Here is a 14,686-nt window from a genome sequence, read left to right as displayed (position 1 = left end):
CTGCGTTTTTTCTAAGTTTTTATTTGATAATTTGATTTGTTACTCTATATTTGTGAGGTATTTACGGATATCTTTTGTGTAATATATATATTAATTAATCATTTACGTATTATGAATAAGGCTGAACTTATTAGCGCTATTGCTGCAGAATCTGGGTTAAGTAAAGCAGATTCTAAGAAAGCTCTGGAAGCTTTCGTTTCTTGTGTGTCTCAATCTTTGAAAGACGGTGACAAAGTTTCATTGATTGGTTTTGGAACTTTTTCTGTAAGTGAAAGAAGCGAAAGAACCGGAATTAACCCTTCTACTAAAGCTACAATTACTATCCCGGCAAAGAAAGTTGCTAAATTTAAAGCAGGAGCTGAATTGTCAGACGCCATTAAATAAATAGCGTATAGGAAGAAATGGAAGGAGGCGCATATTACGTCTCCTTTTTTTTGTATCTTTGTGCCAGAAATAAAATGGATATGAATATAGAGAATAAACTTTTAACAGCTGTAGTGCACGGTATAAAGGCTTTATATGGTCAGGAAGTGCCTCCCTCACAAGTACAATTGCAAAAAACAAAAAAGGAGTTTCAGGGCCACTTAACTTTAGTGGTTTTTCCGTTCCTGAAACTTTCAAAGAAAGGACCGGAACAGACGGCGACCGAAATAGGTGAGTATTTGAAGACAAACGAACCTGCAATTGCTTCTTATAATGTTATCAAAGGATTCTTAAATTTGACAATTGAGTCGGCAGAATGGATTGCTTTGTTGAATGCCATTCATGCGGAACCAGCATACGGTATTGTTGAACCGACTTCGGATTCACCCCTTGTGATGATTGAATATTCATCTCCAAACACAAATAAACCCCTGCATTTAGGACACGTACGTAATAATTTGTTAGGTAACGCTTTAGCTAATGTAATGCAAGCCAATGGGAATCGGGTCGTTAAAACAAATATAGTAAACGACAGAGGTATCCATATCTGTAAGTCCATGCTTGCCTGGCAAAAATACGGCAACGGTGAAACTCCCGAAAGCTCAGGGAAAAAAGGTGATCACCTAGTGGGTGATTATTACGTGGCTTTTGATAAGCATTATAAGCAGGAAGTTGCTACTTTGATGGAACAAGGCATGTCCAAAGAAGAAGCTGAAGCGGCATCTCCACTCATGAATGAGGCGCGTGAAATGCTTGTGAAATGGGAAGCAGGTGACCGCGAAGTGCGTGACTTGTGGACTCGGATGAATCAGTGGGTGTACGAAGGATTCGATGAAACGTATAAGAAACTGGGCGTTTCATTTGATAAAATATATTATGAGTCAGAAACTTATCTGGAAGGAAAAGATAAAGTACTAGAAGGTTTGGAGAAGGGCTTTTTCTACCGAAAGGAAGATGGTTCTGTTTGGGCTGACTTAACGGCTGAGGGTCTTGATCACAAACTATTGCTCAGATCCGACGGTACTTCTGTTTATATGACTCAAGACATTGGAACGGCTAAATTACGTTTTGCTGATTACCCTATTAATAAGATGATTTATGTAGTTGGCAATGAACAGAATTACCATTTTCAGGTCCTTTCTATTCTGCTTGATAAACTAGGCTTTGAATGGGGTAAAGATCTTGTTCACTTCTCATACGGAATGGTGGAATTACCTGAAGGTAAGATGAAATCACGCGAAGGAACAGTTGTTGATGCCGATGACTTGGTTCAAGAAATGGTTCTCACTGCCAAAGAAACTTCGCTTGAATTGGGCAAATTAGAAGGTTGTACTGAAGAAGAAGCCAATAATATTGCTCGCATTGTAGGAATGGGTGCATTGAAGTACTTTATACTTAAAGTTGATGCGCGCAAAAATATGACCTTTAATCCGAAAGAGTCTATAGACTTCAACGGCAATACAGGACCTTTTATTCAATATACTTACGCTCGCATTCAATCAGTGCTTCGTAAAGCGAATGAAGCAGGTATTGTTTTACCGACCAACTTCACGGCTTCTATCTCTTTGTCGGAAAAAGAAGAGGGACTTGCTCAGATGGTGGCCGACTTTGCCAGTGTGGTAAAAGAGGCGGGTAATGATTATAGCCCTTCAATCATAGCTAACTATACCTATGATCTGGTTAAAGAATACAATCAGTTCTACCATGATTATAGCATTCTTAGAGAAGAAAATGCAGACGTTAAACTGTTTAGACTTGTTCTTTCTGCCAATGTGGCTAAAGTAATACGTCTGGGTATGGGATTGCTTGGTATTGATGTTCCTAACAGAATGTAGTTTTACCTGATACAATAAGAAAGCCCGGCTCAAATCTAAGTGAGCCGGGCTTACTATTTATAATAGTTTCGTTACTATTTCTTTTTAGAGGCAACAGCTTTTTGGGTTGCAGTCTTTTTGGTCGCTACTTTCTTAGTTGCCGCTTTTTTCTTAGCGGCCTCTTTCTTAGCAGCTTCCTTCCTCTTGGCAGCTTCCTCAGCCTTTTTCTTTTTAGCTTCTGCTTTCTTCTTATCTGCTAGTGCTTTTTTAGCTAGCTTTTCCTCTTCTTTGGCTTTCTTTGCCGCTTCAGCTTTGCTCGCTTTGGTTTCTTTTTCAGTGTCGGCCAATTCGGATTTTGATATCTGTAACTGAATGATATCCAGACAAGTCTGGTAGTTCAGGTCCTTTGGTTCTACACCTTTAGGGATTTTGTAATTGTTTCCTTTCTGTGCAATATAGGGTCCGTAACGTCCGTTTAATACTTCCAACACAATTTCATCGCTTCCGTCTTCTTTGAATTGCTTGATGATTCTTTCTGCCTCGGCCTTGCGCTTTTTCTCAACCAAATCAATTGCTTCCTCTAAGGTCAGTTCCATAGGGTCTATTGTCTTCGGAATAGATACGAATTTGCCATCGTGTTTAACGTAAGGACCAAATCGTCCTTCGCCAACAACAAGTGTTTTTTCTTCGTATTCCCCTAGCGTTTTGGGCAATTTGAATAACTCAAGGGCTTCTGCCAATGTGATGGTTTCAATGGACATGCCCTTTTTAAGTTGTGCAAACTTAGGTTTATCATCAGATTCAGTCGCTCCAATTTGAACAATAGGACCGAAACGACCTATTTTTACGGCTACCGGAAGACCTGTACCCGGTTCTTCTCCCAAGATGCGTTCACCAATTCTGTATTCAGTTTTGGCAGCCAATGTTGACTCAACTGATGTGTGGAAACCTTTATAAAAGTTCTTCATAATGTCTGTCCACTTCTTCTCTCCTTCTGCCACTTCGTCGAATTCTTTTTCGACAGTAGCGGTAAAGTTGAAGTCCATGATTTCAGGGAAGAATTCCGTAAGGAAGTCGTTAACCACAATGCCTATATCGGTGGGGAATAGCTTGTTCTTTTCGGTACCTGTTACCTCTTTTTCTTTTCTTTCAGCGACTTTACCGTCTTTCAATGTAAGAATGTTATAGATTCTATCCTCACCCTGACGGTCTGTTTTTTCCACGTACCCTCTTTGCTGTATGGTTGAGATAGTAGGTGCGTAAGTTGATGGTCGTCCAATACCCAATTCCTCTAACTTCCTAACCAAGCTGGCTTCAGTATATCTTGGAGGACGTTGAGTGAAACGTTCCGTAGCAAGTATTTCTTGAGATTGCAAGGTTTGTCCTACGGTTAATGGAGGCAGCAAACCGCTTTCGTCTTCTCCCTCGTTCTCATCATCACGAGATTCTTTGTAGATTCGTAAGAAACCATCGAACTTAATGATCTCACCTGTAGCGATGAATGATTCGGATGAGTTGCTTATGCTTATGCTAGCCGTTGTTTTTTCCACTTCGGCATCGGCCATCTGTGAAGCGAGTGTACGCTTCCAGATCAAGGCATATAGTTTTTTCTCCTGAGCCGTTCCGTCTACCTTTTGGTTTTCCATGTAGGTGGGACGAATGGCCTCGTGGGCTTCCTGCGCTCCTTTACTCTTGGTGGTGAAATGTCTCGTTTTGACATAACGTTCGCCCATCATTTGCGTAATGGCAGCTTTACTACCCTCAATGGCATATTCAGACAGATTCACCGAGTCGGTACGCATGTAGGTTATCTTACCCGATTCGTACAGCTTCTGCGCCACACTCATGGTTTGCTTTACCGAGAATCCCAACTTTCTGGCTGCTTCTTGTTGCAGCGTAGAGGTGGTGAACGGTGCCGCCGGACTTTTTCTTAAAGGTCGCGTATTGATGTCGTCAATTGAAAAAGATGCATTCTGGCATTCCTGCAAGAATTTGCGTGCTTCCTCTTTCGTTTTGAGTCTTTTACTTAGTTCCGCTTTCATTTCAACCAGTTTCCCATCGGCATCGGGCACCAGGAAAGTGCCCACTATGCGGTAAGACGCTTCTGCTTTGAAATTTTGTATCTCACGTTCACGTTCCACAACCAATCGCACGGTAACCGACTGTACTCTACCGGCAGAAAGACTTGGTTTTACTTTTCTCCATAAGATAGGAGAAAGTTCAAAACCCACTATTCTGTCGAGCACCCTGCGCGCCTGCTGTGCATTCACCAAGTCAATATTGATGTCGCGCGGGTTCTGAATAGCATTTAAAATGGCTGTTTTTGTAATCTCATGAAATACAATTCGTTTGGCTTTTTGTGGCGTTAGTTTAAGTACTTCATACAAATGCCATGAGATGGCTTCCCCCTCACGGTCCTCATCGGATGCCAACCATACAATCTCTGCATTTTTGGCTTCTTCTTTCAATTCACTGACGAGTTCTTTCTTCTCGGCAGGTATTTCATAATTAGGTTCGAAGTCTTTTTTGATGTCTACACCAAAGTGTTTTTTCTTTAAATCTCTGATGTGTCCATAACTAGAAAGGACTTTATAATCTTTTCCTAGAAATTTTTCTATCGTCTTCGCTTTGGCCGGTGACTCAACTATGACAAGGTTTTTCTGCATGCTACTTTTCTTTAAGAGTGGACTAACGTCTTGGTATTTGCCCGCAAAAGTAGAAAAAACATCTTTGTTTCACCTTATAATAAGGTGATAATCTGATTTTTTTTGCAAAAAAAGACTTTTTTTACCGTTCGTAACTAGAATTTGAAATTAAATCCGCCTATAAAGCTGAATGTCTCGGCCGGGTAGCAACAGTAATACTGGTTATCTGAATTCAAGATGTTATCAAACTGCGCATACAAAGAAATCCCTTTATATAAGTTATATGCAACACCCGCGTGCAGGTTGCTGATGTTTGGCATACTATACTCTAAGCTATTGATGGATGCAGTTGCTCTGTGCATATAATGATAGCCGGCGTTCAGACTGAGTTTTTTAGTGACCTTCACACTACCATCTGCCGAGAATTGGAATTTTGGCTTCTGGTTGATAAACTCTTTGCTGCTATCGCTCCACTTATAGAATTCTGCAAGGGTACTAAAGCTAAAGATGTCTTTGTAGTCGTATGTCAACGCAGCACCTACTGTCATTGCTTTGGTTTCTCCCTGAGCAAATGTGATGGTGCTATCGGGCTGGCAAATGGGTGAGATGTCATTCGCTACAATGTTATACCCTCCAAACAAGTTGAACCATAAACCTTCCGTGGGGCTTGCTTTGAAACCTACTTTGGCGTTTAACAAGTTGTATGAGTCGAACACGCGGGCAACATTCTCCGGAGTCGAATAAAGATGAATCTTTTCAGTAGTACGGAAATCATTTAAAGTCTTACCACCTTTGGCTTGCGCATAGAGTATATACGAATCCGTAATCAGATAATTAGCTTCTAAGTCGGGTGACATGCGCACTCCTTTATCGAATCCGAAAGAAAGATCTACGTGTGCACCAACTCTTAACTTCCAGCTATCGTTGGCATATTCATAGAAAGGATTCATCTGCAAGGAAGTATAGTCCTCAGCTTGGCTGTTATAGAAAAAGTTATCCATTTGCATGGCTATGCTGATGCTCTGAAGATCATCTATTTGTCCCTTTACCATTGCTTTAGTACGTGCAATGGTTTCTTTTACGGCTTCTCCGTTCGCACTGTATTTCTTTCCGAAGGTGAGCAGATTGGTTTCTGCTGCGAAACTGAGCGGCCACGTTTCATCCGTTGATTTCACTCCGATGTGAAGTTCACCTGCTGTGCGCTTCTGTTTATCGGTCGACAAGTTATTCATCAGCGGGTACTGGTAGTTAAAGTTTGCCTGCTGCAAGCGTCCCGATAAATCGAAATCAACCTTATTGAATTGATGCAAGTAATCAAAACCTCCTCCGGCACGGTAATAGCGTGCCTTCCAGTCACCGTCTTCTGCCCGGTAGAGATTGGTAGGGCGGGTGAGTGATTCTTTGAATCCGTCCATGCCGCCATGCACAGTGAGTCGGTCCTTGGGCGACAGATAAAAAAGATAATTCACCTGTGCATCCACTTTATTGTGATTGCCTAATCCTAACCGTGCATAACCTTGCGAAGGCTTTTCTTTTTCCTCCTTACCGACATAAATGCCCATGCTGGGCTTAGGAATGGCCGGATTGCTCACTGCCGACTTATCATATTGAATCTGCTTTTTGGTAACCGTAGGTTCCTCAATGGCAGGTAAGATATTTATTTTAATGGCATCGTTGATGTCGGGGTTATACTCTTGCTCCACGACAACAGTTCTGTTTAGGGTCGTATCTTTCTTTGCAACATTCTGAGCAGTTGCCACGCTTGCCATCCAAACGAGTGAGCCGGCTATACCAACCTTAACGAGCGCTCTTGATACACATATATTATTAGTCATATTTCCAGTATTATTTTAGTTTGTTCAAACGAGATTCAATCATCCCCTTAATGTCATCATTTGCTTGATAGTTCTGTTGAAGACTCAACAGATACTGACGGGCATCCAGCTTTTTGTTTGTAGCCATGTAGATGTCCGAGAGCAACACAAAACCTCTTGCCAGCCAATAGGTGTGCGGAGTGCTTTGGTCAATGAAGTCGAGTATCTCCTTTTCGGCAGCTGCATAGTCTTTTTGGTCGAACAATATTTGTCCCACCAGGTATTTGGCTTCAGCTCCGTAAACGTTACGCGTATCTTTTGCCAGCGTTTTCAAATCATTCATTGCATTACCGTCGGCCTTTTGATTCAAATACGCCTTGGCTCTGTAGTAAGTCACCTCGTTCTTCACCTCGGGTGTTATCTTTTCTTCAACAAGTAACGAAGTGGCGGCATGAATTACGTCGGCATCGTTCTTTGTCTTATACGCCGAGCGGATGATTCCGATCTGTGCCGTGAGGCGATGGCTCACTGAGCCGGCATGCGCTTTCAGCTGCTTGTACAATGGCAATGCTTCGGCATACTGTTGACGTTTGTATAGCAATTCGGCACGCATAACAAGAGCCTCTTCCGTAAAACGGCTACCGTTCACCTCCAAGATGCGAGCTGTGTGTGTCAACACCGCCTCTTCATCATTTTGCTCTTGTCCGATTCGTGCCAAGTAATAATGAGCATACTCCCGGTAAGCTCCTGCGGGGAACGATTGAAGGTACTTCGTGAAACTCTCTTTGGCCTGAGGAATCTGTTTCCTAGTGAAAATCCTTTCGGCGGCAATGTAAGTCAGTGAATCTTGCTCGTTCACATCAAAGTGAATGTCGCCGGGCAGGGAAGATACCACTGCTGCAAACTCATCTACTTTGTTAATGTCCGTATAGATAGACTTCAAATCACGCAAGGCTAGTTTTGCTTCTTCACTGCCCGGATATTGAGTTGCCACCAGCTTGTAAGCCTCAATGGCCTGACTGTATTCCTCATTTTGATAATGAAGAAGTCCTATTTCGGCAGCAGCTTTTCGGCTCAGCGCGTTTTCGGGGAACTTGTTGGCCAGTTCACGGAATGCATTGATGGCTTGTTTGTTGTTGCCCAATTGAACATAAGAACGCCCTTTCTCATACAACCCGTTAATGACGTATGGTGACTCGGGGTATTGTTCCGTTAATTGGTTGAGCAATGTAATTTTGCCATTGTAATCCTTTTGCAGTCCCGATACCAGTGCTAGTTGGTAATAAGAATAGTCGGCCGAAGCGCCACCCATGCTTCTGGCCTTAGCATAATATTGTTTGGCCGCATTGAAGTTACGAACATGAAAGTTGCAGTCGCCCAAGCGGTTGTTGGCGTCGGCCAATGTGCTTCTATTCGTTGCCTTCTCTAGTTGCAGATACTTGGTGAACCAGCTCTCGGCTTGCTGATAGTTTTTCAGATTAAAAGCAATGTAGCCCAGATTATAATGAGCCAGCGTGTACATTTCGCTTTGTCGGTTGGCAGTTAAATCAAGGAAACTACGGAAATTGTCCGATGCACTCTGGTAACGTTGCGTGCGGTAATCAATTTCGCCTTTCCAATACAAAGCCTCCGCTTTTGTTTGCGCGTTATACTGTCCTATTTGAATAGACCTGTTGAGATAAGCCGAAGCCTCATCGTACTGAGAATTGGCAAAAGCCTGTGTGCCCAGCTGGAACAAGATTCTTTGTTTGGCTTCCATGATTCTTCTGCCGGGTGCACTGATTCGTTCTATAGATTTCAGCGCAGCTTCATAGCTTCGGGTACTCATGTACACATCAATGAGGTACTCGCTGACCTTTTCGGCATAAGCCGATTGAGGGAACTGATTCAGGAAATTTTCAAAAGCGGTAACCGATTCGCCGAATCCGGAGAAAGATGTTTCATGAATGGTTAATGCATAGTTGTAAGCAGCTTGCTCCTTCGTTTTCAGGTCGGCATTAGAACGTGCCGCTTGTTCAAAAGCCATGCGCGCCTTGTTCTTATCGGCTAGTTGCAGATAAGCAAACCCCATGTGCAGGTAAGCGTTCTGTGTCAGTGCATCATCGGCAGTGGTTACTTCGCCCAAAGTAGAAGCCGCTTTGGAATACACATTGGTGTGGAAATAAGAGAGCCCCAGCATGTACAAGGCATCCCTGCGAGGTGCACTCACGCTGCCGGTGTATTTCTCGAATGCCTGAATGGCCCGATGATAATCGCCCGTTTGATAATATGTCTCTCCCAAAATGCGCTGCATCTCCTCACTGTAACGGCTACTTGGATAGCTGCTCAGGTAATTCAGTGCTATCTCCTGTGCCGATGCATATTGTTTTTGCAACAAATAAATTTCGGCAGTATAATAAGGAGCAAGCTCTTTGTACTTCAGGTTGTTGCGAAGCGAAAGGAATCCTTCGAGTGCCTCGTCATATCTTTGTTGTGTATACCTTATATAAGATATATAATAGGTGCAGTCGGCCTCATACTTGCTGCTTGTTTCTTTGAGCGTTGCAAACCAGATGGCTGCCTCTTTACTGTTTCCTGTTTTCATGTAAGCAATTGCCATGCGGTACAGCATGTCGGCCCTTTCCGTATCGGCCAGCTTCTCCAGATTTGAGGAGTTATAGAGTGCAAGCGCTTCATCATACTTTTCTTCAAAGAAGTAGTTCGATGCAATCAGCGCGTAAACTCTGTATGCGTATGGTGAATCGGGATTACTTTCCAGGTAATTTCTCAAGATAGCCGTACTGTTTTTGTCTTTCAGTTCGTAGGCCGAGCAGGCAATCATATATTCAACTTCCGGAGTAAAGGTTGATTCGGGATACAACCGGAGGCAGTCTTTTAGAGGAATCATGGCAGCGGCATAATTACCTTCGGAATAGAGGTATTTGCCTTCTTTGTATTGTGGTGAAAACGTAATACTTTCGTTACTTTGACCCATTACAGTTACGGGAACCGTACAAGCCACCAGAGATATAATCTTGATAATATTCTTTTTCATAATCGGGTATTTGTACAAATATACTTTTTTCTGCCAACTTACGGGACTAAGTGACTTTGTTTTGCAGTCTTTTAACTAGTTTTTAAATGTTATTTTATACCTGGAGAAGGAATTTCCTTTGCGTACTTGTCTATGAAGAAGGTTAGCCCTTGCCTAACAGAGTTGAGTCCGAAATCGGCCGGATTGAGCTTATCCATGGGAAGAAAGAATGACTCCTCCACATCATCCATGGCCAGGTAGTGACTCATATCGCTTACCCGGCAGTAGTAAAAAGCATCGAGTGTGTGTACCTCAAAGCCCGAATACAAATAGATATTGGGTAATGAGAATAAATAGGTAGCCTCTTGCACGATGAGGCCGGTTTCTTCTTTCACCTCTCTGATAACGCCTTCTTCTCCGCTCTCAAACAGATCGACGAATCCGCCCGGCAAATCGAGGGTTCCTTTGGCCGGTTCTTTCGCTCTTCTGCAAACAAGTAGCTCATTTCGTTCATTGACTATGAACGCAACAGTTGCCGACGATGGATTAAAGTAATAGGTGAAACCACACTGCCCGCACTTTTTTGACTTGGGGTTGTTGACTCTGAACTCACTTGACCCGCACTTAGGGCAATAGTTGAATAGAGAAAGAGGATGCTTATTCATGTTGTTTTTATGTTCTGATTTTGAGCAAAGTTATTAATTATTATTTGTTTGCTCCTAATTTATATCTGTATATTCGCAACTTTAATAACCTGTTTGCTATGAAAAAATGGATTGTCTCCTTCTGGTCTCTTTTCTTTCCCCCGTGTTGCGTGGTTTGCGGACGCGTATTGCTTGACGGCGAAGCGCATCTCTGCACCAGTTGTAACATGGATATGCCCCGTACTTATTTTCATTTACAAGAAGGCAACGTGGCCGAGCAACTGTTTTGGGGGCGCATTCCCATTGTGCGGGCGGCTTCTTATTTCTTTTATACCAAAGGAAGCCGCTTTAAGAATCTGCTGTACGATTTAAAATATCACGATAACAAGGAACTGGGCTATTTTATGGGCCGTAACATGGCTAAAGAACTGCAACCTACTGCTTTCTTTGAAGGGATTGATGTGATTCTGCCTGTTCCTCTTCATCCTGCCCGCAAACGAAAGCGGGGTTACAACCAGAGTGAGCTGATTGCGCGTGGCGTTTCTCATGTGTCCGGGGTGCCGGTTGATGTGTTGTCGCTCTATCGTGAAGTGAACTCTTCTACGCAGACGCGGAAATCTACTTTCGAACGCTGGGAGAATGTTGAAAAGGTCTTTGCGCTTCATCCCTCCTGTGACTTTTCAAACAAACACATCCTACTTGTGGATGATGTGCTGACTACCGGTTCTACGCTTGTGGCGTGTGCATCGTTGTTTGCTTCTTATAAGAATGTACGCATCAGCGTGCTGACACTGGCTATGGCAGCATAGGCTCTTGGTGGTTTATCTGCTTGTTCTCTGTGATTTTTGTGGTTTTGTTTTTATCGGCTAACCATGGTTAGCCGACTTGTTGACCTTGGTTGTCTGACTTGCTGACCATGGTTAGCCGACTTCCCAACCATGGTTGGACGCTAAATGTATAACGAGGACTTTAGGAAAATTCCGGTGAAAGGGTAGGGGTATAAAACAAGAAAACCGCGTAGGAAGCAATGCTTCTAACGCGGTTTCTTTGCTCTTCGAGTAGGACTTGAACCTACGACCCTCTGATTAACAGTCAGATGCTCTAACCGACTGAGCTATCGAAGAATGTTGCAATTGAGAAGGTTTTGCTCTTCGAGTAGGACTTGAACCTACGACCCTCTGATTAACAGTCAGATGCTCTAACCGACTGAGCTATCGAAGAATGTTTTTCTCAATTGCGATGCAAAAGTAATAGGATATTTTGAAATATGCAATATCTTTGCAAAAAAAAGATTGAAATGGATAAAATAATAGGTTTAGGCAATGCTCTTGTTGACGTGCTTGCCACGCTAAATGATGATAGCATACTCACCGAAATGGAATTACCCAAGGGGAGCATGCAGTTGATAGATAACGCTAAGCTTCAGGTTATTAACCAACATTTTAGTCGCATGAAAACTCACCTTGCAACCGGTGGATCAACCGGAAATGCCATACTTGGACTGGCTTGCCTGGGAGCATGCACCGGTTTTATCGGAAAAGTGGGCGATGATGAATATGGGAGCTTTTACAGAGAGAATTTAATTAAAAATGGCATCGACGAGAAGTTACTGATCTGTGACTTGCCTTCGGGAGTTGCCTCTACATTTATATCTCCGGACGGAGAACGGACTTTTGGAACTTACCTGGGAGCTGCTTCGACTTTGAAAGCGGAAGACCTGACTCTCGCCATGTTTCAAGGCTATACATATTTCTTGGTTGAAGGTTATCTGGTGCAGGATCATGATATGATTCTTCGGGCCATTGAACTGGCTAAGCAGGCCGGATTACAAATCTGCATTGACCTGGCAAGCTATAACATTGTGGAGAATGACTTGGAGTTCTTTACCATGCTGGTTCGCGATTATGTAGATATTGTTTTTGCTAACGAAGAAGAGGCACGTGCTTTTACAGGAAAAGATGCCGCTGAGGCTTTGAAACAAATTGGCCAAATGTGCAGCATTGCCATTGTGAAAGTGGGTGCTCGCGGATCGCATATTCTGAGAGGACAAGATGACATCATGGTGCCTGCTTTGCCCGTAAGTAAGGTAGTTGACACAACCGGCGCGGGAGATTATTTTGCGGCCGGTTTCTTATACGGACTAACTTGTGGTTATTCACTAGAGAAATGCGGAAAGATAGGTTCCTTGCTATCGGCAAACGTTATTCAAGTGGTGGGCACTACGCTTCCTCAGCATAAATGGAATGAAATAAAGTTAAATATCAACACATTGTAATCAGCGCTTTATTCTATTTTGTTATCTTGCGCCGATGTTATCAATCGTTATTATACACAGATTATGAAAAAGTTCTTCAATAGACGTGCAGTTATTCTGTTGACTGCTATCCTTGCAGTGGTGGCATTTTTTAGTTTTAAGAGCAGTGATAGCCGCACTTTTCAGTTAGCAAAGAATATGGAGATATTTAATGCCATCGTGAAGGAGTTGGATATGTTCTATGTTGATACGATTGATCCTAACAAAACTTTGCGCGAGGGTATTGATGCCATGCTGATGTCTCTTGATCCGTATACTAATTATTTTCCCGAGGAAGATCAGAGTGAACTGGAACAAATGATTAAAGGGTCGTACGGTGGTATCGGTTCAATGATTACGTATGATGTAAAACGGAAACGTTCGGTTATTGCCGAGCCTTATGAAGGCATGCCGGCTGCCCAGGTGGGACTGCGGGCGGGCGATATTCTGTTGACACTCGACGGTAAAGATCTGGAAGGGAAAACCAATGCCGAAGTAAGTGAAATGCTCAGAGGACAGGTGGGTACTACTTTCTCTTTGCGGGTTGAAAGACCGGGGGTAAGCAAACCCATTGATTTTAAAATTGTGCGCAAGTCTATACAGTTACCTACTGTTCCTTATGCAGGGGTTGTGAGCGGTAAAACCGGATACATCAACCTGAACAGTTTCTCGGGTAACCCCTCGAAAGAGTTTAAGCAGGCCTTTTTAGACCTGAAATCAAAAGGAATCACTTCACTGGTTATTGATTTAAGAGGAAACGGTGGAGGATTACTCGATGAGGCTGTAGAAATTGTTAACTTCTTTGTGCCCAGAGGCAAAACCATTGTGGTGACAAAGGGTAAAACCAAGCAGGCTGCCAGTGTGTATAAAACGCTGCGCGAACCCATTGATACCGAGATACCGCTTGTGGTATTGGTCAACAGCGGCACGGCTTCTTCGTCTGAAATATTGGCGGGTGCTTTGCAAGATCTCGACAGGGCTGTTATTGTGGGTAACCGTACTTTTGGAAAGGGACTGGTTCAGATACCTCGTTCACTTCCTTATGGCGGGACGCTGAAAGTTACCACCTCAAAATATTACATACCCAGCGGACGATGTGTGCAGGCCATCGACTATAAACATAGAAACGAAGATGGCAGCGTAGGACGCATACCCGATAGTTTGACGAATGTATTCCACACAGCTGCCGGTCGCATAGTACGTGATGGCGGAGGTGTAACGCCCGATATTGTGGTGGAGCAAGAGAAATTGCCTAACATCCTGTTTTATCTGGCTAATGATAACCTCATCTTTAACTACGCAACGAACTATTGTCGTAAGCATGCGACTATAGCGCCTGCCGAACAGTTTAAGCTGACTGATGCTGATTATGCTGATTTCAAGGCCATGGTGAAAGCGGCCGACTTTAAATATGATCAACAAAGCGAGAAGATACTGAAGACCTTAAAAGAGGCTGCTGAGTTTGAAGGTTATATGGATGGCGCTTCTGCCGAGTTTAAAGCATTGGAAAGTAAATTGGCTCATAACCTAGATAAGGACTTGAATCATTTTTCTAAGGATATCAAGAACATGATTTCCATTGAAATAATTAAGCGTTATTACTATCAGCGTGGTGCTATTATAGAGCAGTTGAAAGATGACAATGGTTTGCAGGAAGCTGTTAAGGTACTGGCTAATCAAGGGAAATATAAGGAGATGCTTACTGTTGCTGCAAAGAAATAAATGCAGCGATAATAAATAAAGAGGGTGTGTCAAAACAGGCACATCCTCTTTTTTTCTAATCGCTAGCTTGTCTCTAATCTAAGTTTACCTATGCCGCAATTTTCGGAAGCGGTGACTTCAAAGTCGCCCAATTCATCCCATAAATCGCTTTTAAGTGTGTGTACAGTCGGTAAATTAGGTCAAGAAATAGTTTAGAGGCTTCCTTGGCAATTTTTGCGCACATCTTTTTGATATTAAAGGCAATGACAAAGAAGGCAAAGTCCATTGTAACCTTTTCTTTTCCAACATGTCGGAAACGCCGATACGCCATGTTATATT

Annotated in this window: 9 protein-coding genes, 2 tRNA genes and 1 pseudogene; 5 read left to right on the top strand and 7 right to left on the bottom strand. The window is 43.0% G+C overall.

The window, feature by feature from the left end:
• The first annotated feature begins 111 nt into the window (after positions 1 to 111).
• Together C511_RS0100060 and argS are read left to right on the top strand one after the other, a co-directional pair.
• Positions 112 to 384 carry an HU family DNA-binding protein gene (locus C511_RS0100060; RefSeq protein WP_024996072.1) on the top strand — a complete coding sequence of 91 codons (273 nt, stop codon included), beginning with the start codon at positions 112 to 114 and terminating at the stop codon, positions 382 to 384.
• Between the two features lie 80 nt (positions 385 to 464).
• Positions 465 to 2,258: an arginine--tRNA ligase gene (argS, locus tag C511_RS0100055; RefSeq protein WP_024996073.1), complete on the top strand. Its 1,794-nt coding sequence runs from the start codon at positions 465 to 467 to the stop codon at positions 2,256 to 2,258.
• Between the two features lie 290 nt (positions 2,259 to 2,548).
• On the opposite strand, the pseudogene topA reads toward argS, so the two are convergent.
• The 4 genes and pseudogenes from topA to C511_RS0100035 all read right to left on the bottom strand — a co-directional run.
• Positions 2,549 to 4,903, bottom strand: a pseudogene (gene topA, locus C511_RS15870) (type I DNA topoisomerase); the annotation flags it as partial.
• 134 nt (positions 4,904 to 5,037) lie between these two features.
• Positions 5,038 to 6,717, bottom strand: coding sequence for a TonB-dependent receptor (locus tag C511_RS0100045; protein ID WP_051260415.1), 1,680 nt, complete (start codon positions 6,715 to 6,717; stop codon positions 5,038 to 5,040).
• Positions 6,718 to 6,727: 10 nt separating this feature from the next.
• Positions 6,728 to 9,730 (bottom strand): tetratricopeptide repeat protein, encoded by a 3,003-nt coding sequence (locus C511_RS0100040; protein WP_024996075.1) that lies wholly within the window; start codon positions 9,728 to 9,730, stop codon positions 6,728 to 6,730.
• An 89-nt stretch (positions 9,731 to 9,819) separates the two neighbouring features.
• Entirely contained in the window at positions 9,820 to 10,374 is a 555-nt protein-coding gene (locus C511_RS0100035; RefSeq protein WP_024996076.1) for an NUDIX hydrolase, read from the bottom strand.
• A 98-nt stretch (positions 10,375 to 10,472) separates the two neighbouring features.
• Here C511_RS0100035 and C511_RS0100030 point away from each other — a divergent pair, with 98 nt between their 5' ends.
• A complete protein-coding gene (locus C511_RS0100030) occupies positions 10,473 to 11,162 on the top strand; it encodes a ComF family protein (protein ID WP_034781451.1) in 690 nt (229 codons plus the stop codon).
• Between the two features lie 241 nt (positions 11,163 to 11,403).
• On the opposite strand, the gene C511_RS0100025 is transcribed toward C511_RS0100030, so the two are convergent.
• Positions 11,404 to 11,477 (bottom strand) — tRNA-Asn (locus C511_RS0100025).
• Between the two features lie 23 nt (positions 11,478 to 11,500).
• Positions 11,501 to 11,574: transfer RNA gene (locus tag C511_RS0100020), tRNA-Asn, on the bottom strand.
• A 76-nt stretch (positions 11,575 to 11,650) separates the two neighbouring features.
• Here C511_RS0100020 and C511_RS0100015 point away from each other — a divergent pair.
• The gene (locus tag C511_RS0100015) at positions 11,651 to 12,628 is read left to right on the top strand and encodes an adenosine kinase (RefSeq protein ID WP_024996077.1); all 978 of its coding nucleotides are present in this window, start codon (positions 11,651 to 11,653) and stop codon (positions 12,626 to 12,628) included.
• A gap of 63 nt (positions 12,629 to 12,691) precedes the next feature.
• Complete coding sequence (locus C511_RS0100010) at positions 12,692 to 14,368, top strand: S41 family peptidase (RefSeq protein ID WP_027317616.1); 1,677 nt, start codon at positions 12,692 to 12,694, stop codon at positions 14,366 to 14,368.
• Positions 14,369 to 14,456: 88 nt separating this feature from the next.
• On the opposite strand, the gene C511_RS15865 is transcribed toward C511_RS0100010, so the two are convergent.
• Positions 14,457 to 14,686: transposase (locus C511_RS15865; RefSeq protein ID WP_034781073.1), on the bottom strand; the 230-nt coding region annotated here is incomplete at its 5' end.

This window comes from Bacteroides graminisolvens DSM 19988 = JCM 15093 (assembly GCF_000428125.1).
In the GTDB taxonomy this organism is placed as follows: Bacteria; Bacteroidota; Bacteroidia; order Bacteroidales; family Bacteroidaceae; genus Bacteroides; species Bacteroides graminisolvens.
This window is presented reverse-complemented; position numbering and strand designations above follow the sequence as displayed.